We start from the raw sequence: 22,388 nt of genomic DNA, 5'->3' as shown, positions 1-22,388 counted from the left end.
TCGCGACCCCTTCCAGCTCAGCCCCTGATATGCAGGACGCAGATCAGGGTAAAGAGCCGCCGCGCGGTGGCGAAATCGGTTTCGACCTTGCCCTCGAGCCGCTCCATCAGCATTTCGGCCGCCTCGTTGTGAACCCCGCGCCGGGCCATGTCGATCGTCTCGATCTCGGCGGCGGTGGCCTTGCGGATCGCCTGGTAGTAGCTGTCACAGATCGCGAAATATTCGCGGATCGGGCGGCGGAAGCGGCCAAGGCCAAGGATCAGCGTTTCCAGCAGCTGGCCATCCTCGCTCGAAATATCGAGCACCAGCCGCCCGTCGTCGACTGCCAGGCGCAGCCGGTATGGGCCCTGGTGCCCCGCTTCCCATGCGCGCAGCGGCTTGAAAGTGTTGTCCTCGATCAGGTCGAAGATCGCGATTCGGCGTTCCTGTTCGATATCGGCATTGCGCCACAGGATCGTCGCTTCATCGAGTTCGATGTGGATGATCCGGGGGGCTGCCATAACCATGCTGCTTTCGCAGATGGGGATTCGCCAAGCAAGGGCCAGAATCGCCAAGCAAGGTTCAGAATCAGTCCCCGCTATCCACAGGGGGGGCAGCGGCGCGATGCGCGCGCGATCCTTGCACGGCGTCCTGCTTGGGCGCATTGAACAGCGCCTATGGCCGAAACCGACCTCATCATCCGCTCCGACGATACCACCGCCGCCGCACCGGGCCGCAGCCTGCCCGCCAACGTGGAGGCCGAGGCCGCCTTTCTTGGCGCCGTCCTGATCGACAACCGCGTGATCGAGGAACTGGCCACCCCGATTCGCCCCGAACACTTCTTCGAACCTGTCCACCAGCGAATCTATGCCCGCATCCTGCAGTTGCTCGATCGCAGCGCGGTGGTCACGCCGGTGACGCTGCGGCCCTATTTCGAAGCGGACGAGGCGCTCAAGGAACTGGGCGGCGCGGCCTATCTCGCGCGGCTGACGGCGGACGGGCAGGGCCTGCTCGCCCCGCGCGAACTGGCCGAGCAGATCTATGACCTGGCGCTGCTGCGCGAACTCGTCTCGGTCGGGCGCGAGCTGGTCGGCAAGGCGATGGACACGTCGGAAAGCGTCGCCCCGCTCGAGCAGATCGAGCAGGCCGAAGCCGCGCTCTACAAGGTAGCCGAAGGGGCCGGATCACAGAGCGAGGCGCAGAGCTTTGGCCTCGCCACCCGCACCGCGATCAGCGCGATCGAAAAGGCGTTCAATTCCGGCGGCCACATCTCGGGCAAGACCACGGGCCTCACCTCGGTCAACGAGAAGATCGGCGGTCTGCACGACAGCGATCTTATCATCCTTGCGGGCCGTCCGGGCATGGGCAAGACCTCGCTCGTCACCAACATCGCCTTCAATGCGGCCGACCGGCTGCTGCGCGACCAGGCAGATGGCATCCCACTGGAAAAGTCGGTCGGCGCGGCGGTGGCCTTTTTCAGCCTGGAAATGAGCGCGGATCAGCTGGCCACCCGTATCCTGGCCGAACAGTCGGGGATCAGCTCGGAAGCCCTGCGCATGGGCAAGATCAGCCGCGAGGATTTCCAGCAGCTGTCCTTCGCCAGCCAGCGCCTGGCCGAATTGCCGCTCTACATCGACGATACCCCGGCGCTGTCGATTGCCGCGCTGCGGGCCCGCGCGCGGCGGCTGAAGCGGCGGCACAACATCGGCCTCGTCATCGTCGACTACCTGCAGCTGCTGCAGGGCACGGGCCGCGCGACCGACAACCGCGTGAATGAAATCTCGGAAATCTCGCGCGGGCTGAAAACGCTGGCCAAGGAACTGTCGGTCCCCGTGATCGCGCTGTCGCAGCTTTCCCGTGCGGTCGAAAGCCGCGACGACAAGCGTCCGATGCTGTCGGACCTGCGCGAATCCGGCTCGATCGAACAGGACGCGGACATGGTCTGGTTCGTGTTCCGCGAAGACTACTATGTCGCCGCCAAGGAGCCCAAGCAGCCCACCGATGGCGACGATCCCAAGATCCACGAGGCCCACGCCACCTGGGCCGCGGAGATGGAGCGGGTCCATGGCCTCGCCGAACTGATCGTGGCCAAGCAGCGCCACGGCGCAACCGGCAAGGTGCGCATGCGCTTCGAATCGCGCATCACCCGCTTCAGCGATTTGGCGCCAGAGGACATGCGCAACCAGGCTTACGGCGATGAATAAATAAGCATTTAAAATCAATTATTTATGCGAATTTTTCTTGACTTGCGAATCGCCGCGCGTGTAGCAGCCTCCATTCCCTGAATTTTCAGAATTGGAGTGCCAGATGGCGCGCGTTACCGTTGAAGATTGCGTCGATAAGGTTCCCAACCGTTTCGACCTCGTCCTGCTTGCTGCGCAGCGTGCGCGCGAAATCTCGGGCGGCGCCGAACTGACGATCGATCGCGATCGCGACAAGAACCCGGTCGTTGCCCTGCGCGAAATCGCCGAGCAGACCGTGCGGCCCGAAAACCTCAAGGAATCGGTGGTCAACTCGCTCCAGCGCGTCCTGCCGGACGACGATGATGAAGTCGATGACATCGGCTCGCTCAGCCAGTCGGCCGAAGCGCTGCGCATCACCGCCGCCGCGCCGGTGCGCAACACCTCGATCGGCGGCGACTACGACGGCTGATCGCCGCGCGAGCCAAGGCCACACCAAAAAGGCCCGCGTTCCCAAGGGACGCGGGCCTTTTTGTGGGCGCGTTGCGCCAAGGCTTTATTTGCAGGGGTACTTGGCGATCATGAATTCCGCGATTGCGGTCTTCATCGTGATGCCGCTGCGTGATCCGGCCGGATACTTGCGCAGGAAGTTAAGCAGATCGTCCGAATTGACCTTGGCGCCCTTCGGCGGGCAGCTTGACGGCTGGCCCGCAGCCCGCTCTTTCTGCAGCCGCGCCCGGTAGTGTTCGCCCGCCGCCGTGCCTTCCTGCTTGAGCAGGCTCATGTCATCGGAAAACAGCGCCATCGCCCCCTTGGCCTTCAGCGCGTCGGCCTTGGTCAGGAAGGTCGCCACGCTCATGTCGCCCGGGGCGGCAATGGCTGGCGCGCAAAGCGCGAGAGTGGCTGCCAAGCTTATGAAAATTTTCCGCATTTCCATCCTCTCTTCGCAAGCGCACAAGTGCGACTTGACCGCCGACAGTCTGCCAGACCATGAATGGCGCGGTCAATGTGGGAGGCAATCGTGACTGGTAGCGGCGAAATCATCGGCGATATCGCGCAAGGCGCGCTGACCGCCCGCGCGGTCGAACCGGCCCATGGCGAAGGCGGCGATGGCCACACGCACGAGGCGGCCTGCCTCAATTGCGGGACGCAGCTGGTCGGCAGCCATTGCCATGTCTGCGGGCAGGCCGCGCATGTGCATCGCACCTTGGGTGCGTTCTTTCATGACCTGCTCCACGGGGTGTTCCACTTCGAAGGCAAGATCTGGCGCACCCTGCCGATGCTGGCGTGGAAGCCGGGGCAGCTGACCCGCGAATACATCGACGGGCGGCGGGCGAGCTATGTCAGCCCGATCGCGCTGTTCCTGTTCAGCGTGTTCCTGATGTTTGCGGTGATCAAGCAGTTTGCCGGCGGGTTCAATCCGGCCCAGACCGTCGATGTGGATGGCAAGACCCGCACCGGGATCGAGGCGACCGAACCGCACCTCAAAGGTCTGGAGCAGCAACGCGCCAAGTTGATTGCGGCGGGGCAGCCCACCGCGGCGATCGACCAGCAGATCAAAGGCGACAAGCAGGCGCTCGACATCATGCGCGAGGTCAAGGCGTCAGGCACCAATGAAAAGGGCGTCAGCAGCGACATCCCGGCGATCGACCACGTACTAAAGCAGTTTTCGGATAACCCCCAACTGGTGATCTACAAGGTGCAGAACAGCGCCTACAAATACAGCTGGGCGTTGATCCCGATTTCCGTGCCGTTCGTATGGCTGCTGTTTCCCTTCAGCCGCCGCTTTCATCTTTATGATCACACGGTCTTTGTCACCTATTCGCTGTGCTTCATGACCCTGCTGGCGGTGGTGCTGACGCTGGCGGGTGCGGCGGGCCTGCCGTGGATCGGCATGGCGGCCACGGTTTTGCCGCCCTGGCATATGTATCGGCAGCTGCGCGGGGCCTATGGCCTGACGCGCGGCGGCGCGATCTGGCGCACGGGTGCGCTGCTGTGCATCGCGCTCACCGCGCTGATGCTGTTTGCGATGCTGATCCTGGCCGAAGCCGGGGCCTGACCCTGGCGGGTCAGGCCGCCGCGCTGCCGGCAAAGCGCCGTCCGGCCTTGGGAATCGCCGAGCCGTGGACCGGCACCGGGCGCGGGCCGCTCGGCGCATCGGGCCGGTCAAGCTTGCCGGTTTCGAGCAGCTTGGTGATTTCTTCGCCGTTCAGCGTTTCGTATTCCAGCATCGCCTGTGCCAGCAGGTGCAGCTTGTCCTCGTTGGCTTTCAGGATGTCGGTTGCGCGCTTGTGTGCGCCATCAACCAGGCTGCGGATTTCCTTGTCGATCAGCTTGTTGGTCTCTTCCGACATCATCGTGCGCTGCGCGCCGCCATAGCCGAGATAGCCTTCGCTCTGTTCCTCGTACTGCAGCGGCCCAAGCTTGTCCGACATGCCCCACTTGGTGACCATCGAACGGGCGAGGCTGGTGGCGTACTGGATGTCCGAGCTGGCGCCGGAGCTGACCTTGTCGTGCCCGAAGATCAGTTCCTCGGCCACGCGTCCGCCCATCGCGACCGACAGGTTCGCGTGCATCTTGTCTCGGTGGTAGGAATAGCTGTCCCGCTCGGGCAGGCGCATGACCATGCCCAGCGCGCGGCCGCGCGGAATGATCGTGGCCTTGTGGATCGGGTCTGACGCCGGTTCGTTGACCGAAACGATCGCATGGCCCGCCTCGTGATAGGCGGTCATCTTCTTCTCGTCCTCGGTCATCACCATGCTGCGGCGCTCGGCGCCCATCATGACCTTGTCCTTGGCGTCCTCGAATTCCTGCATCGCGACCAGACGCTTGTTGCGCCGCGCGGCGAGCAGGGCGGCCTCGTTGACCAGGTTGGCCAGGTCCGCGCCCGAAAAGCCGGGCGTGCCGCGCGCGATGGTGCGGGCATCGACGTCAGGAGCGAGCGGCACCTTCTTCATGTGCACGCCCAGGATCTTTTCGCGGCCCTCGATGTCGGGAACCGAGACGACCACCTGCCGGTCGAACCGGCCCGGACGCAGCAGCGCCGGGTCAAGCACGTCGGGGCGGTTGGTCGCGGCGATGATGATGATGCCTTCGTTCGCCTCGAACCCGTCCATTTCGACCAGCAGCTGGTTGAGCGTCTGTTCGCGTTCGTCGTTCGAATTGCCCAGGCCATGGCCGCGGTGGCGGCCAACCGCGTCGATTTCGTCGATGAAGACGATGCAGGGCGCGTTCTTCTTGGCCTGTTCGAACATGTCGCGCACGCGGCTCGCGCCGACGCCGACGAACATTTCGACGAAATCCGAACCCGAAATGGTGAAGAACGGCACGCCCGCCTCACCCGCGATGGCGCGCGCGAGGAGCGTCTTGCCGGTGCCGGGGCTGCCGACCAGCAGCGCGCCCTTGGGGATCTGGCCGCCCAGCTTGGAAAAGCGCTGCGGCGCCTTGAGGAATTCGACGATTTCCTCAAGCTCTTCTCGGGCTTCGTCGATCCCGGCAACGTCGGCAAAGGTCACGCGGCCCTGCTTTTCGGTCAGCATCTTGGCCTTGGACTTGCCAAAGCCCATCGCGCCGCCCGCACCGCCGCCCTTCTGGATCTGGCGCAGGGCATAGAAGGCCACCACCAGGAACAGCACGAAGGGCAGGATGTTGAACAGCAGCGCGACCAGCATGTTGGTCTGCTCCGGCTCCTTGCCCTCGTACTTTACGCCGGATTGCTGGAGCAGCGGCTGAAGCGAGGCGTCGTTGGGCACGGGGATTGTGCTGAATGTGCCGCCGCCGGCCTTGTACTTGCCGGTGATGCGGGTTTCGCTGATCTGGACGGATTCGACCTGCCCCGCGGCAACGCGGGCACGGAAATCGGAATAGCCGATCTGGGTGCCCTGGGTGTCGGTGCGCGTGTTGAACATCGATACGGCCAGCAACAAGGCAAGGAAGATGCCGCCCCAGACCAGCAGGCTCTTGAGCCAGGGGTTGCCGCTCGGCTGTTCGTCATTCATTCGCGCAAATCCTTTCAGCCAGACAATGTAGGACCGCGCGGGCGAAGCGCAAGCAGCGCGCCGCTTGCCTCGTCGATTCCGCCTGTGCCACAAGCGCATAAGCAACGGGGATTTGGCACAGGCACATGGCAACGATGCAAGCGGGCACGCAATCTGATGATCGCTTTGCGCGGTGGCCGCGCTGGCAGGCGTTGAGCGTGCTGGCCCTGCTCCTGGTGCTGATGGTCCGGGCGGCGATGGTGCCGATCACCGCAGGCAAGGAGGAAAAGCCGACCGCCGGCTTTACCGAAAGCCTTTCGGGCGCAGTCAGCGGCAAGCCTGCAGCCGAGCGCAAGCGCGACGACGACCTGCAGCTGTACGACAACGTGATCGAGCGGATCGGACGGGGCGAAAACTATTACAAGGTCGCCGCCGATGAACACCGCAAGGCCGATTATCCGCTGCGCCCCGGGGTTGCCGTGCGGCTGCCGACGCTCGCCTATCTCGACATGATCCTGGGCCTGCCCGGGCAGATGGCGGCGGCGCTGGCGCTGATGCTGGCGGTGCTGTGGGCCTGGTGGAAGCGCTTTGGCGATGAGCCGGGCGGGCAGCGCTACCAGCGGATCGGCACGGCACTGATCTTCCTGGGAGCAAGCCTGGGGCTCAACCGCAACTATTTCGTGCTGCACGAACTGTGGGCCGGGATGCTGATGGTGCTGGCGCTGGGGCTGCACCGTCCGGGGCGCAGGTGGGGCGGGGCATTGGCGGCGGCGGCGCTGGCCCTGGCGATTCGCGAGCATGTCTTGCCCTTCGTCCTGCTGATGGGCGCGCTGGCGTTCCTTCGCCGCGACTGGAAGGAAGGCGCGGCGTGGAGCGCGCTGGTCGTCGTGTTTTTTGGCGCGTTGGCGGTGCACATGCATTTCGTGGCGCAGCAGGTGCTGCCCAGCGACGTGATGGGGCCGGACTGGCTGGTGTTTCGCGGGCTCTCGGGCTGGCTTTCGAACGTGGTGCTGTCCAGCAACCTGCGCTTCCTGCCGCATTACCTTGCCGGGCCGTTGGTGATCCTCATGGTGCTGGGCTGGGCCGGCTGGAAGAGCGGGGCCGGGACCACGGCGGCGCTGCTTTATGCCGGCTACGGCGTGGCCTTCATGATCGCGGGCCGCGACAACAATTTCTATTGGGGCGCGGTGATCGCGCCGGGGATGTTCGCCGGCCTTGCCTTCGTGCCGCGCGCGCTGGCTTCGCTCTGGCGCGCGGCGCTGGGCGCGGGACCGGCTTAGGAAGTCAGTTCCTCGATCTTGTGGTGGGGCAGGACCCGCCAGGCGGCGACCAGCAGGATCACATGCGAAAGTTCCACCGCCATCGGCACCGGCCAGCCGGGATAGGGGCCGTCGAGCATCAGGCCGATCGCGCGCACCGTCACGGCAGTTCCCATCAGCGCGGCGGGGACCAGCAGCAGGTCGGCGTTACGGCGCCAGGCACCGATCATCATGCAGCCTGCGACCACCCCGAAAAAGGCCATGAAATCGGCACGCAGCGTCGAAAGTCCCTGAATTTCGGCGGTACCGAGCGGTTCCAGTCCAAAGCCAACGGCCGTTGCAGCAGGGTTGAGCAGGAAATTCAGGCCCATGAACAGGTCGAACATCCCGAACAGAAAGATCAGGGCGGTAAGGATCAGGCGCATCGGTAACTTCCCCCATTAACTCGGTCTTAGCCACTGTGCCTCAGGGATTGCCGAAGTCAAAGCCTGTTGCGCATGAAGGAAGGGCATTGCACAAGCGCCGTGTCATGACAGTGCCACGTATCCTGCTGGTCGTCGGCGGCGGTATCGCCGCGTATAAGGCCTGTGAACTGGTTCGCCTGATCCGCAAGGGTGGCGGCGAGGTCACCTGTGTGCTCACCGAAGGCGGCGCAAAGTTCATCACGGCGATGACCCTTGCCGCGCTCAGCGAAAATCCCGTCCACACCACCTTGTGGGATCTCGCCAACGAGGTCGAGATGGGCCACATCCAGCTTTCGCGTAATGCAGATCTGGTCGTCGTATGCCCGGCCACGGCCGATCTGATCGCGCGCATGGCCAACGGTGTGGCCGACGATCTTGCCACCACCCTGCTGCTTGCCACCGACAAGCCGGTGCTGGCCGTCCCGGCGATGAATGTCCGCATGTGGCAGCACCATGCCACCCAGGCCAATATCCAGACGCTGATCGAACGCGGCGTGATGGTGATCGATCCCGACGAAGGTGCGATGGCCTGCGGCGAATTCGGCCCCGGCCGGCTGCCCGAGCCGCCGGTCATCTATCGGGCGATCTGCGAAGTGCTGGGGCTGGAGGCACCGGTGCTGACCGCACCGGAACCGCAGCTCGATTTCAACCGCGACTATGACGACGAGCCCCCGCACAGCATCGACACCGGCCACGGCGGTCTGACCGCCAGCCTGATCCCGCGCAGCAGCAAGGGGGAAGCCCTGCCGCCGCTCGATGCGGCACTCTTGCCCGATGCGGCCGCGTTAGAACCGTTGCCGCCGGTCGACGAAGTGCCCCCGCCCGAAGTCCTGCTGGCGAGCCCGCTGCTCTCCAAAAAGGGCAAGGCCAAGGCCGCGCCGCCGACCGATCCCGATGCGATCAACCACCTGGTTACCGGCCAGTCGGCACCAGAACCCTATGAGGGGCCGCTCGCCGCCAATCCCCTGGACGGCCAGCCCGATTTCGCCCCCGATGCGCCCAAGGCTCCAGTGGTCTTCGACGGGCCGCTCAAGGGCAGGCACGTCCTCATCACCGCCGGGCCGACGCACGAGCCGATCGATCCGGTGCGCTACATCGCCAACCGGTCATCAGGCAAACAGGGCTATGCCATTGCCGCCGCCGCTGCGCGGGCCGGGGCGCGGGTCACGCTCGTGTCCGGTCCGGTCGTCCTCGAAACCCCGCCCGGGGTCACCCGCGTAAACGTCGAAACCGCGCGCCAGATGGCCGAAGCGGTAAAGCAGGCGCTGCCCGCCGATGTTGCGGTGATGGTCGCCGCCGTGGCTGACTGGCGCACGCTGGAAACCGCGAGCGAGAAGATGAAGAAGCGCGGCTCGGCGCCGCCGGCGCTGCGCCTGACCGAAAACCCCGATATCCTTGCCACCGTTGCAGTCAGCGACAAGCGGCCCAAGCTGGTGGTCGGCTTTGCCGCCGAAACCGAACACGTGATCGAACACGCCAAGGACAAGCGCAAGCGCAAGGGCGCGGACTGGATCGTGGCCAACGATGTGTCGGGCGATGTGATGGGCGGCAGTGTCAACGCCGTGCATATCATTTCGGCTGAGGGTGTCGAAAGCCTGCCGGAAATGCCAAAGGACGAGGTGGCTGCCGCACTTGTCCAAAGGATCGCCGATGCATTCGTCAAACCCCGTTCCGGTTCTCGTTAAGCGCCTGCCCCACGGCGAAGGACTCGATCTTCCGGCCTATGCCACCGACGGTGCGGCGGGGATGGATGTGGTCTCCGCTGAAGATGTGACGATCGCGCCGGGCGGCCGCCACGCGGTGGCGACAGGCCTGGCCATGGCCATTCCCTTTGGGTTTGAAATCCAGGTGCGGCCGCGTTCGGGCCTGGCGCTCAAGCACGGTATCACCGTGCCCAACACCCCCGGCACGATCGACAGCGATTATCGCGGCGAGCTCAAGGTCATTCTGATCAACCACGGGGCCGAACCCTTTGCGATCCTGCGAGGCGACCGGGTGGCGCAGCTGGTGCTGGCCCCGGTCACGCGGGCAAGCTGGCTCAGCGTGGACGAGCTCGATGAAACCGCGCGCGGCGAGGGCGGGTTCGGCTCGACCGGCGGCGTGGTGGCGCTGGGCAACTGATCCAGACAAACGCAAAGGGCGGAGCCATTGCTGGCCCCGCCCTGCGGTTCTCAAACTGCCTTGCGGCCTAGTTTTTCTTCTTTTCCGGCGCAACCGAGATGCGCACGGTTTCGCCATTGTGGCCCGGGAAGTCGGTGAACATCGCTTCGACCAGGTTGGGGACCAGATATTGCAGGCGATTCGAGGTTGAAGCCGCTTCGGCGCGGCCTTCGAACAGGCGGGTGCCATCGGCGCGGCGGTCGATCTTCATGCTGATCCCGCTGGTGTAGACGGTGTAGCTTTCATAGCCGTTGTCGAACCACGGATCGTACCAGCCATAGCCCCAGGCGCTGTGCGGGCGGTAATAGGCGCCGCCCCAGCCCCAATAGGGCGAGCCGTACCAGCTCGAACGCCAGCGCGGACCCGCATACCACGGCCCCCAAAACGGATCGTAGAAGCCGGTCGAGCGGACCTTTTCGCGGCCCTTGTCGACGCCGTAGTCGAACCGCACGATGAGGTCGGCCGTGTCAGCGCTGGCCGCCGGGGCATAGCCCAGCGCGGTCATGCGCTGGGCTACCAGCGCGGCGTATTGCGAGAATTCGAGGCCGCCGGCGAGGGCCGGATCGTCCGCCACCACGTAGAAGGTCTGCCCCTGCGGTGCGGGAAGCTGGCTTTGATAGCGCGAGACGTTGGCATTGAACGGCGTAGCGCAGGCCGCCAGCGCGCCCAGCATCAGCGGGACGAGTGCAAGCTTCAGCCAGGCAAGCGGTGAACGGTGGTTTGACGGCATCGACCCTGTTCTCCTTTGCCGCCACGCTCCGGAGTCGGAAGCGTGCGGGCGCACAACTCTTAGGAATGTCAGGGCACTAGGCCAAGCCGGCTTAATCGCGCTTGAATGAATTGTATCAGCCTAGCCGCGCACCAGCCCCAGCGCGGCATAGGTTGCCTCGAGCGTGGGCGCGGCCAGGGCGCGGGCCTTCTCCGCGCCCTGCCGCAGGATCGCGCCCAGCGCGGCGCGGTCTGCGCGCAGTTCCAGGAAGCGGGCGTTGATCGGGGCGAGCTGTTCGACCAGCAGTTCCCCAAGCGCCGGCTTGAACTTGCCAAAGCCTTCGCCGCCGAATTCGGCCAGCACCGCGTCGACCGTGGTTCCCGCCATCGCGGCATAGATGCCGACCAGGTTGGTCGCCTCTGGGCGGCCTTCAAGGCCCGCCTTGTCGGACGGCAGGGGTTCGGGGTCGGTCTTGGCCTTCCTGACCTTGGCCATGATCGTGTCGGCATCGTCGGTCAGGTTGATGCGGCTCATGTCCGAGGGATCGGACTTTGACATCTTCGAGGAACCGTCGCGCAGGCTCATGATCCGGGCCGCTTCGGGCGGGATGATCGGATCGGGCAGGGTAAAGACGGGGGCGTCTTCCGGTGCGAAGTCGTTGTTGAACTTCTGCGCCACGTCGCGCGCGAGTTCGAGGTGCTGCTTCTGGTCCTCGCCCACGGGGACGTGGGTGGCCTGGTAGAGCAGCACGTCGGCAGCCTGAAGCACCGGGTAGGTGAACAGCGCCACCGACTGGCCCTCGCGGTTCTTGCCGGCCTTGTCCTTCCACTGGGTCATGCGGTTGAGCCAGCCCATCCGCGCCGTGCCGCTGAGCAGCCATTGCAGTTCGGCGTGGGCGGGAACCTGGGTCTGGTTGAACAGGATCGACTTGTCGGGATCGATCCCGCAGGCGACCAGTGCGGCGGTCATTTCAAGCGTGTTCTCGCGCAGCTGCGCGGGATCGTGTGGCATCGAGATCGCATGGAGATCGGCCAGGAAGTACAGGCTGGTGCCGCCACCTGCCGTAACGTCATCCTGCATCTTCACCCAATTGCGGATCGCACCCAGGTAATTGCCGAGGTGGAGATTGCCGGTGGGCTGGATGCCGGAAACGATACGCATTGTTTTTACTCTACTTCGAGGATTTCATCGTCGGCCTTGGTGCGGGCCGGACGGCGCCGCCTTAGCTGGGCAAGCACCGACTTGTCGACCGCGCCGACGGCAAAGGCGGTTCCGAAAAACGCGACCAGCCCTGCGCCGACGAGCAGCGCGAGCGACCATGCCCGTTCGAACCAGTGTCCGGCGTAGTGGCTTTCCAGCTGCGGCATCAGCCACCACAGCAACGCGGCCATCACGCCGGTTGCCACCAGTTGCCGCGCGATCTTGCCGGTCAGCCGCCAGGTGAAGTGGAACCAGCCGCGCTTGTGCAGGATCGCATAGAGCAGCACGCAGTTGAGCGTCGCCGAAGCCGCCGTCGCCCCGGCCAGCCCGACGATCCCGAACGGGCGCACGACCACCAGGTTGAGGAAGATGTTGAAGCCCAGCGCGGCCACGGCAGTCCACACCGGGGTGCGGGTATCCTCGCGCGCGAAGAAGCCGGGGTTGAGGATCTTGACGATCACATAGGCCGGAAGCCCTGCGACTAGCGCCATGACGATGTCGGCCATGATCGCGCCATCGGCGGCCGTGAACTTGCCGCCCACGAAGAAGGCGGTGACGAAGGCCGGAGCGCAGACCGCCAGCGCGGCGGCGGCGGGCAGGGTGAGGAGCGTGCCGATCTCGAAGGCGTTGGCCTGCAGGCGCTGAGCCTCGGCCGCCTCGCCAGTGTGAATGTGGCGCGCCAGCATCGGCAGGATCGCGGTGCCGAGCGCAATGCCGACAATGCCGAGCGGCATCTGGTTGAGCCGGTCGCCCATTTTGAGCAGGGTGAGCGAGCCTTGCGGCAGCGAGGTTGCGAAGAACGTGTCGACGAACTGGCTGATCTGGTAGATCCCCGCCCCGAACGTCGCGGGCAGGATCAGCATGCCCAGTCGCCGCACTTCGGGCGTCAGGCGCGGCAACTTGACCGCGATGCGAACGCCGGCGCGGCGCACTTCCCAGCTGAGGTAGGCCAGTTGCAGCAGGCCCGCCGCCGCCACACCCCACGACAGCGCGGTTGCCACCACCACATCGTCTCCGCCAAGTCGGCGCAGGTACCAGCCCACGCCCAGCGAGGAGATCAGCGCGATGTTGAGCAGCACCGGGGCAATCGCACCGGGGCCGAACTTCGAGCGCGCATTGAGCAGGCCCGAGAACATCGCGACCAGGCTGATCAGACCAAGATAGGGGAATGTGATCCGGCTGAGCGTGACCGCCAGTTCGAATTTGCCTGGAATGTGGCTGAAATCGCTCGCCAGCAGCCAGACGATGCCGGGCATGGCCAGCATCGCGATGGCGCTGAAACCCAGCAGCACCCAGACGAAAACGGAGAGAACGTCACCGGCAAAGCGGCTGGCGGCTTCCTCGCCGCCTTCGCCGTGCAGTTCGCGCGAATACATCGGCACGAAGGCGACGCTGAAGGCGCCCTCGGCAAACAGGCGGCGGAAGGTGTTGGGCAGGATGAAGGCGAGCTGGAACGCGTCCGCCGCCAGGCCTGCGCCCAGCACGCGGGCCAGCAGCATGTCGCGCACGAAGCCGAACACGCGGCTGACCGCGGTCAGCCCGCCGATCGTCCCGACATTCTTGAGCAGGCTCATGCGCGATTACCCAAGGTGGTGCGCATGGTCCGGCCGCGGTTCAGGCCTGGGCCGTCGGCGCTTCGGCGCCTTCGCCCTGCTGCGCTGCCAGCTGCTGCATGTAGATGCCGTTGAAATCGATCGGTTCGAGCAGCAGCGGCGGAAAGCCGAGGTCACGCACCGCATCCGCGATCACGCAGCGCGCGAAGGGGAACAGGATGCGCGGGGCTTCGGCATAGGTGAAGGCGTGCTTCTGCGCGTCTTCCAGGTTGCGCATGCCGATCAGGCCGCCGTACGACAGTTCGACGATGAACTGCGTGCCGGTGTTGCACTTCGAATTGATCGCGATCTTGAGTTCGACTTCGCTCACTTCCTCGTTGAGGTCGCGCGCGGCGATGTTGAACTGGACGTCGATCGTCGGCGTTTCCTGCCACTGGTAGACTTCCGGCGCATTCGGGTTCTCGACCGAGAGATCCTTCACATACTGCGAGATGATCCCGGCGCTGGGCAGGGTGTCGGCGCCATTGGGAGCCGGGGTCTGGAGGCCCAGGTCGGTGATGATGTTGCCTTCGTCGGACATGATACGCTTTCGCTCAGATTGCAGGAAATTGCCGCGCGCCTAGCAGGCGGATGCCCTGCCAGCAAGAATGCTGGCAGCTTCGGCTCAAAAATTGCACGCAAAACGGCATCCACGCGTTGTTCATCTGTCAATGCTACCTATTTGTCGTTAGAGTGTTGCGAAGTCGCCGTTTGCGGCTGGCCTGCACAGGCGTAGGGACCGGACAAGTGGACAAGACCGTCGAGATCGTCATCATGGCTATGGTTGCAGCCTTTCTGGGCTTGCGGCTCTATTCCGTGCTGGGCCGCCGCGCCGAGCATGAGGAGCGCCCGCGGCTTGAGCCGAAGGATGTCGCTGCCGGCGCCGCTCCCGAATTTGCCGAACGTCCGAATGCGGCGCTGCCGCCGCGCGCGCTGGTTCCCGGCGTCACCCCCGCGATCGAGCGCGGGCTCAAGGAAATCGCTGCGGCCGATCGCCGGTTCGATACCCTCGCCTTCCTCGAAGGTGCAAAGGGGGCTTACCGCATGGTGCTCGAGGCGTTCTGGCAGGGTGATCGAGCAGCCTTGGTGCCGCTGTGCGACAAGGACGTGCTGAGCGCCTTCAACGCCGCAATCGATGCGCGTGAAGCAGCTGGCGAGCGACTGGAGAACCGGCTGGTTCGAATCGACGAGGCCACGATTGTTGCCGCCAGTTTCGAAGCGCCGATCGCGCGCGTCGCCGTGCGCTTTACTGCCGATATTGCTGCCGTGACGCGCAACAGCGATGGCGTGGTGGTGGCGGGCTCGCTCGACGATGCGGTCGAGGCGCGCGACCTGTGGACTTTCAGCCGCGACGTCACGTCAGCGACGCCCGACTGGCTGCTCGACGAAACCGACGAAGGCTAAGCTATGGCGCTCGCGCGGCTTCGCAGCCTTGCCGCGCTGAGTCTGCTGATCGTGCTGGGCTCGTGCGGAAGGATAATTCCCGCGCCTGCCGGGCCGCCGCCTGCCCCGCCGCCACTGGCAACGGCCCTGCTGACCGGCGTTTCGGGCGGCCCGGCGGTAGGTCGGCTCGGCATAGACGGCAAGGATGCCGAAGGGGCACTCGCGTCGTTCAAGGAAAGCTGCCCGCGCCTGGTGACGCGCCCGGACGTGAGCGGCCTGACCCGTCCGGAAGACTGGAAACCGGCCTGTGATGCTGCCGCCAAATGGCCAGCCGCGCAGGCGGTGCGGTTCTTCGAAACCTGGTTTGAATCCGTGCAGGTGGGGGACGGGCAGGGCTTCGTCACTGGCTACTACGAACCGGAAATTGCCGGCGTGCGCACCCGGCAGCCGGGCTTTGACGTACCGGTCTATGCCCTGCCGCCCGATCTGGTGCGCGCCAAGCCGGGCGATGCCGAGCCGCTGCCCGGCGGGCAGATGCCGCTGGGCCGTTACGATCAGACGGGCAAATTTGTTCCCTATCCCGACCGCGCCGCGATCGATGATGGCGCACTGATGGGACGCGGTCTGGAGATCGGCTGGGCCGCCGATCCGATCGAGTTTTTCTTTCTCCAGATCCAGGGTTCGGGCCGCCTGCGCGCGCCCGATGGCACGGTGATGCGGATCGGCTATGCCGGGCAGAACGGTTATCCCTTCAGCGGGATTGGCACGCTGATGCGCCAGCGCGGGCTGATCGGTAACGGGCCGGGGCAGTATCCAGGCTCGATGCAGGGCATGATGCGCTACCTGCGCGAACATCCCGAGGAAGGCCGCGCGCTGATGCGCCAGAACCAGAGCTATGTGTTCTTCCGCGAGCTCACCGGCGATGGCCCGGTGGGCGCGCTGGGCGTGCCGGTGCGCGCCAGTGCCAGCGCGGCGGTTGATCCGGCCTTCGTGCCACTGGGCGCGCCAGTCTGGCTCGCGCTCGACCGAACCGATGCCAGTGGGCTGTGGATCGCGCAGGATACCGGCGGCGCGATCAAGGGCGCGAACCGGTTCGACAGCTTTTGGGGTGCGGGGGCCGAGGCGCGGCGGATCGCGGGCGGCATGTCGGCCCACGGCCAGGCGCTACTGCTGCTGCCCAAGGGCACGCTGAACCGGCTGCGGGCGCACTGATGCGGCCCCCGCGCGGACTTTCGCCGCAGGAAGCGGAACTGTGGGCGCGCGTGGCAAGCAGCGTGAAGCCGCTCCACGCCAAGCGCGCTGTCACGGCCTTTCGCGCCCATCAGGTCGAGGGTGCGCCCTCCGCCGTGCCGCCGCCGCCACCGTCCAAGCCGAAAGGGCGCGTGCCCGCGCCATTGCCCGCGCCTGCGCCGCCGCCGGCTGCGGCTCGCCCGCTCGATCGCCACGGGCTCGACGCATCGTGGGAAAAGAAGCTCGCCCGCGCGGGGATCACACCCGATTTCACGCTGGACCTCCATGGCCACAATCTTGAGGCCGCCCATGCCCGGCTTGATCACGGATTGGCACAAGCCGCAGCGATGGGCGCGCGGGTGGTGCTGGTAATCACCGGCAAGCCGCGTTCGGCCGAGGCCGCCGACCGGGGCGATCGGCGCGGTGCGATCCGCGCCAAGTTGCTCGACTGGCTGGCCGCCGGACCCCATGCCGGACGCATCGCGGCAGTGCGCGGCGCGCACCGCAAGCATGGCGGCGCGGGGGCGCTCTACGTCATCCTGCGCCGCCCGCGCTGATCCCCGCGCCGACAAAAGAAGGCGCCCCCGAACCGAAGTCCGGAGGCGCAGGGAGGGTCACTTGGAAGGAAGTCTATTCAAGCAGATTGCGGCTCAGAAATTGATCGTCCCGGTGATGAAGAACTGACGCGGGTTGCCATAGAACACGGTCAGCACGCCTTCCTTGCCCAGCGACGAGGTGATGGGCGTGTTGATGGCGCCGGTCGTCGGGTTGATGCCCACGTAGGTATAGCCCGAGGTCTTGTAACGTTCGTCGGTCAGGTTCTTGCCGTAGAGGCCCACCGACCAGGCGTTGTTCGGCGCATGGAACACGATGCTGGCATCGAACAACTGGTAAGCCGGCTGGTCGAGATAGGGGTTGGCGATTTCAAACTGGTAGGTCTTGCTCTTGAACGACATGCCGCCGCCAATGCTGAGCGAGCCGTCGTTGAAGGGCATGGTCCAGTCGATGTTCGCGCTACCCGACCACTTCGGCGTATTCTGGACATGCCGGAACGGGGCCACGTCGGTCGGTGTGTTCGCAATGTTGGTGATGTACTTGGTGTACTTCGCATCGATATAGCCGAGCGAGCCCGACAGGGTCAGCGTACCCGCATCGCTGTCGATCAGCTTGGCGCGGCCTTCGAATTCGAAGCCCTGCATGCGGGCCTTGCCCGCGTTGGAAACCACGCCGCAGAAGGTGTTGATCCCGCCCGCGAAGCACGCCACCGAACCGGGGATCTGGACATCGGTATAGTCCATGTAGAACCCCGCAACCGCGACATAGACCCGGCGATCGAACAGGTTGGCCTTGGCGCCGATTTCGTAGCTGTTCACCTTTTCGGGCTTGAAGCTCAGGAACTCGGCCTGGCTCACCCCGGCCGGGGCGCTGACGCCAACCCCGCGCGGATCGAACCCGCCGCCCTTGAAGCCCTGCGAGTACGAGGCATAGAGCGTCGTGTCGCTGTCAGGCTTGAAAGTCAGCGTGGCCTTGGGGGTGAACTTCTTGAAGGTGCTCTTGCCGCGGAAGTTGGTCGAGGGCGATCCGAAGGGGATGCCCAGGCCGCCGAACACGGTCGATCCGCCGCCCAGGTAGTTCTGGCGCAGGATATAGCCGTCGCGCTGGTCCCAGGTATAACGCCCGCCGACCGAAAGGCTCAGCTGGTCCGAGAAGTCATAAGTGAAGTCGGCAAACCCGGCGAGGGTTTCGGTGCCGATGTCGGCATTGGTGTAGGCCGCCAGCAGATAGGGGGCGGGATAGGTGGTGTGCAGCTGCACCTCGAACTGGGTCAGCGCCGTGGCGTTCAGGTAATAGGCACCGACCAGGCCGTTAAGCTTGCCGGCGGTGAACAGCACCTGCAATTCCTGGCTGAACTGCTTGTTGCGATAGATGCCCGGCACGTCGACGTCGACCGACGGCAGCGCGTCGAAGTCGATCGGGGTGGTCGAATCGTCCTTGCGGAAAGAGGTGATCGAACGCAGCGTTACCGCGTCGGACGGGTTGGCTTCGACGAACATCGACAGGCCCCAGGCCTTGACGTCCTGCTTGGGATTGTTGAGCCCGCCCTGGGTGTCATAGACGTTGCTCAGCACCGGCGTACCCGAAAGCATGCCGGGGATCAGGCGATGGCCGCCGCGCGGGTTTGACTTGTCATGGGTGACGTCGGCGGCCAACCGCACGAAGATGTCGCTGCCATGGATTTCAAGCGTGCCGCGGCCCGCCCAGACATCCTTGTCATAGTTGTCGAGCCCGGTGGTGAGGTTCTTGCCGAACCCGTCGCGGGTCAGGCGGGCGAGCGCGCCGCCGATGCGGATCGTGCCATCGCCCACCGGAACGCTGCCGCTGACCACGCCATCGGCCTGGCTGTACGAGCCAAAGGTGCCGCGCACGCTGAGCTGGGCTTCGTTGGGCATCCGGCGGGTCACATACTTGACCGCGCCGCCCACGGTGTTGCGGCCATAGAGCGTGCCCTGCGGACCGCGCAGCACTTCGATGCGTTCGACGTCGTAGATGTCGAGCACCGCAGCCTGCGGACGGTTCAGATAGACGTCGTCGAGGTAGATGCCGACGCCTTGTTCGAAGCCAGAAACGGGGTCCTGCTGGCCGATGCCGCGGATGAAGGCGGTGAGGGTGGAATTGGTCGCGCGGCTGGCTTCGAGCGTCACGTTGGGGACGGTTTCAGCCAGCGCCGTGATATCGACCGCACCGCGATCCGCAAGCTGGTCGCCGGTCAGCGCGGTGATCGCGATCGGCACGTCGATCAGGCTTTCCTCGCGGCGGCGCGCGGTGACGACGATGGCGCCTTCATCGGTGCTGGCGGCGTCTTGCGCCGTCTGGGCGTAGGCGGGAATCGAATAGAAGCCGGCCAGCGCGCTGGCGACCAGCGAGGCACGGCAAAGCAGGGTATGAGCAGGCACGGAGATCCTCCCTCGTTATGCGGGGCCCACGCGTCTCGGCAGGCCATCTGGAGACCACTATATAAAAGTTGAACCAACTTTCAACTTTGTTATGCTTGCACCGATCCATCCGACAGGGAATGGTGGAAAAACGTGGCAAGGCTGCAACACTGGTGCGGCGGCCGACTGCCGATGACAGGGATTGAGCGATGGCTTCTGAACCCGCCGCGAAGGTGATGCGCGTGCCCCGCACCGAGCGCGGACGGCGGACGCAGCGCGCAATCCTTGATGCGGCTGCGGCCGAATTCGGCGAAAAGGGCTTTCACGAAAGCTCGATCGTTTCGATCACGATCCGTGCCGGTGTGGCGCTGGGCAGCTTCTATACCTACTTCGAAAGCAAGGAGGCGCTGTTCAAGGCGCTGGTGCAGGACATGAGCGAGCGGGTGCGCGATCATGTCGCCCCCGTGCTGGCAAGCGCGCCGCGCCCCGGAGTCGAGGCGGAAGGTGCGGCGCTCCATGCGTTCCTCGACTTCGCGCGCGGCCACAAGGAAATTTACCGGATCATCGATGAAGCCGAATTCGTCGCCCCGGAAAGCTGGCGCGCCCACTATCTCAACACCGCGGCGCGCATTCTCGAACGCTTGCAGGCCGCACATGCCCGCGGCGAGCTGTCAGCCGAGCCGAGCGAAGTGCACGCCTGGGCGGTCATGGGCATGAACGTGTTCCTGGGCCTGCGCTTTGGCGTAATGGATGGCGATGCCGACCTTGCCGAGGTTGCGGCCACGGCCAACGCGCTGCTCAAAGGCGGGTTGAGCTAGCCGTTCAGCAAGAAATTTGGCGAGTCGACTGAGGGGCTCGCGGGGTGATGGCGTCTTGGCAATGAGCCAAGGAGTCTTGCATGCCTTCGACCCCGCCGACGGACCTGATTGCTGTCAAATACCAAGAGGCCTTCGGGGCAAGCTTCCGCCCGGGATTTGCCAGCTGGCTGGAAGTCAACGGCGGCGCGGCGTTGGGCTATCGCCGGGCCAGCGCAGGGGCGCTGTTCCTTGAAGCCTATCTCGACCAGCCGGTTGAAATCGCGCTCGCTGAAGTGCTCGGGCGCGTCGTAGAGCGCGCCGCAATCGTCGAAATCGGGAACTTTGCCGCAGTCAACGCGCTCGCCATGATCGAGCTGTGGGGGTCTGCCGCCAACGATCTTGGCGCGGCCAGCGAAATCGCGGTGGCGACGCTGACTGCTCCCTTGCGCCGCATGTTCGAGCGGATCGGCCTGCCGATTACGGCGATCTGTCCGGCCCGGCCCGAGCGGCTGGGCGGCGATCTGGCCGAATGGGGCGGCTATTACGAGCTTGACCCGGTGGTCTGCATGGGCGTGATCGCCGATGGGCAGGCCGCGATTTCGGCGTTTCTTGCCCGCCGCAACCATCGGTTTGCGGCATGATCGGCCTGTTCGAAACCCTTGCCGAGCGCGCGACCCACAGTCCGCTGGCGCTTGCGATCGACCCGGTCACATCGCCGCCGCTGACCTATCAGCGGCTGGCCGAAAGCGTAGAGGTGCTCGAACGCAGCCTCCGTTCCGTGCTTGAGCCTGGCCGCCCGGTCGCGCTCAAGCTCGATCATGGCAAGGCCGAGGCCTTGCTCGAACTGGCCCTGCTCAAGGGCGAATTTCCGGTGTTGTCTCTGCCTCGCTTCTTCACGGCGGAGCAGGAACGACACGCGATACGAGAAAGCGGCACCCAGGCGATCCTTCCGAGCGAAAAAGTTGAAGACCGCCTGACGTGCCGCTCCGCGCCGACTCCAATCCCCCGCGGGTCGGCGCGGATTACTTTCACCTCGGGATCGACCGGCACGCCAAAGGGCGTGTGCCTGTCGGCCGAGCACATGCTGACCGTCGCCCGCGGCGTGGTCGAAGCCGTGGGCGCAGAGCATGCCGGGCGCCACCTGGCGCTGCTTCCGCCCGGCATCCTGCTGGAAACGGTTGCCGGCTTCTTCCCGACCCTGCTGGCCGGAGGAACCTATGTCTGCCCGCCGCAGGTGCATATCGGGCTGGGCGATCCCTTCCGCCCCGATTTCGCGGTCCTGCTCAAGGCCTTGATAGACCTGCGCATCACCTCGCTGATCCTCGTGCCGGAATATCTCGCTGGCCTCGTCGCGGCGATGGAAGCTTCCGGAACGCGCCTGCCCCGGCTGACCCTTGTAGCCGTGGGCGGTGCGCGTACCCCGCCGGCGCTGCTCGAACGGGCTGCCGCGCTCGGCCTGCCGGTCCGCCAGGGTTATGGCCTGACCGAATGTGCCTCGGTCGTCTCACTCGATGACGGGCTGGGCACGCCCGGTTCGGTCGGTCGCGCCCTGCCGCATGCGACGATTTCGCTCGCCCCCGATGGCGAGATCATGGTCGGCGGCATGACCTATCTCGGCACGATCGGCGAACCTCGCGGCGGCGGGCTGCTGGCCACCGGCGACATCGGGCGGATCGACGCCGCTGGCAAGCTCAGGGTCGAGGGGCGCAAGTCGAACCTCTTCGTCACCAGCTTTGGCCGAAACATCTCGCCCGAATGGATCGAGGAAGCCCTGCTGGCCCAGCCCGAGATCATGCAGGCCATGGCCTGGGGCGATGGCGAGCCGCGCCCTTGCGCGCTGCTGACCCCGGCCCATGCCGATGCCGACCTTGGCGCGGCGGTGGCGCGGGCCAACGCCCTGCTGCCTGACTATGCAAAGATCGGCAATTGGCGCGAGGTGGCCCACTTCACCCCGATGAACGGCCTGCTCACCGGCAACGGTCGCCTGCGCCGCGCAGCGATTGCTGCGATGTATCTCGACGGTCCGCCCAGCTTCTTCACCGAACTCGAAGCAGCCACCACGCGCGAGCGGATGCGGTTTCTGCAGGTGCCGCAGCTGCAGGCCGGGCTCAACGGCACGATCAGCCGGGGCGCCTATATCTCCTATCTCGAACAGGCCTATCACCACGTCAGCCACACCGTGCCGCTGCTCAAGGCGGCGCGGGCCGAGCTTGGCCACCGCAGCGACCTGGCCGACGCGCTCGACGAATATGTCGAGGAAGAGACCGGCCACGAGGAATGGATCCTGTCCGACATCGCTGTGGCCGGCGGCAATGCCGACGCCGTCCGCAATGGCCAGCCCGCGCCCGCGACCAAGGCCATGACCGACCATGCCTATCGCCAGATCCGCGAAGGCAATCCGGTGGCGTTCTTCGGCATGGTCTATGTGCTCGAAAGCGTCAGCGTGGCCCTGGCCACGCGCGGCGCGGGGGCCGTGGCCAAGAACCTGGGCCTGCCGCCGCAAGCCTTCACTTACCTGACCTCGC

At 65.5% G+C, this 22,388-nt stretch carries 21 protein-coding genes; 12 read left to right on the top strand and 9 right to left on the bottom strand.

The window, feature by feature from the left end:
* Window positions 1-17: 17 nt before the first annotated feature.
* Window positions 18-500, bottom strand: coding sequence for a UPF0262 family protein (locus ACE3SN_RS07695; RefSeq protein ID WP_374528988.1), 483 nt, complete (start codon window positions 498-500; stop codon window positions 18-20).
* Between the two features lie 156 nt (window positions 501-656).
* Between ACE3SN_RS07695 and ACE3SN_RS07690 the strand changes: the two genes are divergently transcribed.
* Window positions 657-2,183: a replicative DNA helicase gene (locus ACE3SN_RS07690; protein WP_374528970.1), complete on the top strand. Its 1,527-nt coding sequence runs from the start codon at window positions 657-659 to the stop codon at window positions 2,181-2,183.
* A 103-nt stretch (window positions 2,184-2,286) separates the two neighbouring features.
* The gene (gene rpoZ / locus ACE3SN_RS07685) at window positions 2,287-2,631 is read left to right on the top strand and encodes a DNA-directed RNA polymerase subunit omega (protein ID WP_374528968.1); all 345 of its coding nucleotides are present in this window, start codon (window positions 2,287-2,289) and stop codon (window positions 2,629-2,631) included.
* Between the two features lie 84 nt (window positions 2,632-2,715).
* Here the strand turns inward: rpoZ and ACE3SN_RS07680 are convergent, their stop codons facing one another.
* A complete protein-coding gene (locus tag ACE3SN_RS07680) occupies window positions 2,716-3,018 on the bottom strand; it encodes a hypothetical protein (protein WP_374528966.1) in 303 nt (100 codons plus the stop codon).
* Window positions 3,019-3,165: 147 nt separating this feature from the next.
* Between ACE3SN_RS07680 and ACE3SN_RS07675 the strand changes: the two genes are divergently transcribed.
* On the top strand, window positions 3,166-4,218 hold the full coding sequence (locus tag ACE3SN_RS07675; protein WP_374528964.1) for a DUF3667 domain-containing protein: 1,053 nt from the start codon (window positions 3,166-3,168) through the stop codon (window positions 4,216-4,218).
* Window positions 4,219-4,228: 10 nt separating this feature from the next.
* On the opposite strand, the gene ftsH is transcribed toward ACE3SN_RS07675, so the two are convergent.
* A complete protein-coding gene (gene ftsH, locus ACE3SN_RS07670; RefSeq protein WP_374528962.1) occupies window positions 4,229-6,157 on the bottom strand; it encodes an ATP-dependent zinc metalloprotease FtsH in 1,929 nt (642 codons plus the stop codon).
* Between the two features lie 197 nt (window positions 6,158-6,354).
* On the opposite strand from ftsH, the gene ACE3SN_RS07665 reads away from it, so the two are divergent.
* The gene (locus tag ACE3SN_RS07665) at window positions 6,355-7,416 is read left to right on the top strand and encodes a hypothetical protein (protein ID WP_374528960.1); all 1,062 of its coding nucleotides are present in this window, start codon (window positions 6,355-6,357) and stop codon (window positions 7,414-7,416) included.
* Here ACE3SN_RS07665 and ACE3SN_RS07660 read toward each other — a convergent pair.
* Entirely contained in the window at window positions 7,413-7,820 is a 408-nt protein-coding gene (locus ACE3SN_RS07660; protein WP_374528959.1) for a hypothetical protein, read from the bottom strand. The two genes, ACE3SN_RS07665 and ACE3SN_RS07660, sit on opposite strands and share 4 nt — an antisense overlap.
* Before the next feature lie 104 nt (window positions 7,821-7,924).
* Between ACE3SN_RS07660 and ACE3SN_RS07655 the strand changes: the two genes are divergently transcribed.
* Together ACE3SN_RS07655 and dut are read left to right on the top strand one after the other, a co-directional pair.
* Complete coding sequence (locus ACE3SN_RS07655; protein ID WP_374528957.1) at window positions 7,925-9,544, top strand: bifunctional phosphopantothenoylcysteine decarboxylase/phosphopantothenate synthase; 1,620 nt, start codon at window positions 7,925-7,927, stop codon at window positions 9,542-9,544.
* Window positions 9,510-9,980: a dUTP diphosphatase gene (gene dut, locus ACE3SN_RS07650; protein WP_374528955.1), complete on the top strand. Its 471-nt coding sequence runs from the start codon at window positions 9,510-9,512 to the stop codon at window positions 9,978-9,980. The genes ACE3SN_RS07655 and dut overlap by 35 nt, the downstream gene beginning before the upstream one ends.
* A gap of 67 nt (window positions 9,981-10,047) precedes the next feature.
* Here the strand turns inward: dut and ACE3SN_RS07645 are convergent, their stop codons facing one another.
* From ACE3SN_RS07645 to secB, 4 genes are all read right to left on the bottom strand, one after another.
* On the bottom strand, window positions 10,048-10,749 hold the full coding sequence (locus tag ACE3SN_RS07645) for a DUF4136 domain-containing protein (protein WP_374528953.1): 702 nt from the start codon (window positions 10,747-10,749) through the stop codon (window positions 10,048-10,050).
* Between the two features lie 120 nt (window positions 10,750-10,869).
* Entirely contained in the window at window positions 10,870-11,889 is a 1,020-nt protein-coding gene (gene trpS / locus ACE3SN_RS07640) for a tryptophan--tRNA ligase (RefSeq protein ID WP_374528951.1), read from the bottom strand.
* 5 nt (window positions 11,890-11,894) lie between these two features.
* Window positions 11,895-13,502 (bottom strand): murein biosynthesis integral membrane protein MurJ, encoded by a 1,608-nt coding sequence (gene murJ, locus ACE3SN_RS07635; RefSeq protein WP_374528950.1) that lies wholly within the window; start codon window positions 13,500-13,502, stop codon window positions 11,895-11,897.
* A gap of 40 nt (window positions 13,503-13,542) precedes the next feature.
* Window positions 13,543-14,061, bottom strand: coding sequence for a protein-export chaperone SecB (secB, locus tag ACE3SN_RS07630; RefSeq protein WP_374528949.1), 519 nt, complete (start codon window positions 14,059-14,061; stop codon window positions 13,543-13,545).
* Between the two features lie 206 nt (window positions 14,062-14,267).
* On the opposite strand from secB, the gene ACE3SN_RS07625 reads away from it, so the two are divergent.
* Genes ACE3SN_RS07625 through ACE3SN_RS07615 form a run of 3 tightly spaced genes read left to right on the top strand, consistent with a single transcriptional unit; the run spans window position 14,268 to window position 16,690 of the window.
* A complete protein-coding gene (locus ACE3SN_RS07625) occupies window positions 14,268-14,924 on the top strand; it encodes a Tim44/TimA family putative adaptor protein (RefSeq protein WP_374528947.1) in 657 nt (218 codons plus the stop codon).
* Window positions 14,925-14,927: 3 nt separating this feature from the next.
* Complete coding sequence (locus ACE3SN_RS07620) at window positions 14,928-16,115, top strand: murein transglycosylase A (protein WP_374528945.1); 1,188 nt, start codon at window positions 14,928-14,930, stop codon at window positions 16,113-16,115.
* Window positions 16,115-16,690 (top strand): Smr/MutS family protein, encoded by a 576-nt coding sequence (locus ACE3SN_RS07615; protein ID WP_374528943.1) that lies wholly within the window; start codon window positions 16,115-16,117, stop codon window positions 16,688-16,690. Before ACE3SN_RS07620 ends, ACE3SN_RS07615 begins: the two co-directional genes overlap by 1 nt.
* A gap of 93 nt (window positions 16,691-16,783) precedes the next feature.
* On the opposite strand, the gene ACE3SN_RS07610 is transcribed toward ACE3SN_RS07615, so the two are convergent.
* A complete protein-coding gene (locus tag ACE3SN_RS07610) occupies window positions 16,784-19,087 on the bottom strand; it encodes a TonB-dependent receptor (RefSeq protein WP_374528940.1) in 2,304 nt (767 codons plus the stop codon).
* A gap of 188 nt (window positions 19,088-19,275) precedes the next feature.
* On the opposite strand from ACE3SN_RS07610, the gene ACE3SN_RS07605 reads away from it, so the two are divergent.
* The 3 genes from ACE3SN_RS07605 to ACE3SN_RS07595 all read left to right on the top strand — a co-directional run.
* Window positions 19,276-19,884: a TetR/AcrR family transcriptional regulator gene (locus tag ACE3SN_RS07605; RefSeq protein WP_374528938.1), complete on the top strand. Its 609-nt coding sequence runs from the start codon at window positions 19,276-19,278 to the stop codon at window positions 19,882-19,884.
* 80 nt (window positions 19,885-19,964) lie between these two features.
* Window positions 19,965-20,504 (top strand): thermostable hemolysin, encoded by a 540-nt coding sequence (locus ACE3SN_RS07600; RefSeq protein WP_374528936.1) that lies wholly within the window; start codon window positions 19,965-19,967, stop codon window positions 20,502-20,504.
* On the top strand, window positions 20,501-22,388 hold a 1,888-nt coding region (locus tag ACE3SN_RS07595; RefSeq protein WP_374528934.1), incomplete at its 3' end, for an AMP-binding protein. The genes ACE3SN_RS07600 and ACE3SN_RS07595, both read left to right, overlap by 4 nt.

Origin of the sequence: Novosphingobium sp., assembly GCF_041915465.1 — a bacterium.
In the GTDB taxonomy this organism is placed as follows: Bacteria; Pseudomonadota; Alphaproteobacteria; order Sphingomonadales; family Sphingomonadaceae; genus Novosphingobium.
The sequence above is the reverse complement of the archived record's forward strand: the minus strand, read 5'-3'. Positions and strand labels throughout refer to the sequence as shown.

Excerpts from the sequence above, each read along its gene's own strand:
- ACE3SN_RS07645 (WP_374528953.1), bottom strand. The coding sequence starts at position 10,749 with ATGCCGTCAAACCACCGTTCACCGCTTGCCTGGCTGAAGCTTGCACTC.
- ACE3SN_RS07605 (WP_374528938.1), top strand. The coding sequence starts at position 19,276 with ATGGCTTCTGAACCCGCCGCGAAGGTGATGCGCGTGCCCCGCACCGAG.
- ACE3SN_RS07680 (WP_374528966.1), bottom strand. The coding sequence starts at position 3,018 with ATGAGCGTGGCGACCTTCCTGACCAAGGCCGACGCGCTGAAGGCCAAG.
- ACE3SN_RS07695 (WP_374528988.1), bottom strand. The coding sequence starts at position 500 with ATGGCAGCCCCCCGGATCATCCACATCGAACTCGATGAAGCGACGATC.
- murJ (WP_374528950.1), bottom strand. The coding sequence starts at position 13,502 with ATGAGCCTGCTCAAGAATGTCGGGACGATCGGCGGGCTGACCGCGGTC.
- ACE3SN_RS07690 (WP_374528970.1), top strand. The coding sequence starts at position 657 with ATGGCCGAAACCGACCTCATCATCCGCTCCGACGATACCACCGCCGCC.
- secB (WP_374528949.1), bottom strand. The coding sequence starts at position 14,061 with ATGTCCGACGAAGGCAACATCATCACCGACCTGGGCCTCCAGACCCCG.
- ACE3SN_RS07615 (WP_374528943.1), top strand. The coding sequence starts at position 16,115 with ATGCGGCCCCCGCGCGGACTTTCGCCGCAGGAAGCGGAACTGTGGGCG.
- trpS (WP_374528951.1), bottom strand. The coding sequence starts at position 11,889 with ATGCGTATCGTTTCCGGCATCCAGCCCACCGGCAATCTCCACCTCGGC.
- ACE3SN_RS07600 (WP_374528936.1), top strand. The coding sequence starts at position 19,965 with ATGCCTTCGACCCCGCCGACGGACCTGATTGCTGTCAAATACCAAGAG.
- ACE3SN_RS07655 (WP_374528957.1), top strand. The coding sequence starts at position 7,925 with ATGACAGTGCCACGTATCCTGCTGGTCGTCGGCGGCGGTATCGCCGCG.
- ACE3SN_RS07660 (WP_374528959.1), bottom strand. The coding sequence starts at position 7,820 with ATGCGCCTGATCCTTACCGCCCTGATCTTTCTGTTCGGGATGTTCGAC.
- ftsH (WP_374528962.1), bottom strand. The coding sequence starts at position 6,157 with ATGAATGACGAACAGCCGAGCGGCAACCCCTGGCTCAAGAGCCTGCTG.
- dut (WP_374528955.1), top strand. The coding sequence starts at position 9,510 with ATGCATTCGTCAAACCCCGTTCCGGTTCTCGTTAAGCGCCTGCCCCAC.
- rpoZ (WP_374528968.1), top strand. The coding sequence starts at position 2,287 with ATGGCGCGCGTTACCGTTGAAGATTGCGTCGATAAGGTTCCCAACCGT.
- ACE3SN_RS07620 (WP_374528945.1), top strand. The coding sequence starts at position 14,928 with ATGGCGCTCGCGCGGCTTCGCAGCCTTGCCGCGCTGAGTCTGCTGATC.
- ACE3SN_RS07675 (WP_374528964.1), top strand. The coding sequence starts at position 3,166 with ATGTGGGAGGCAATCGTGACTGGTAGCGGCGAAATCATCGGCGATATC.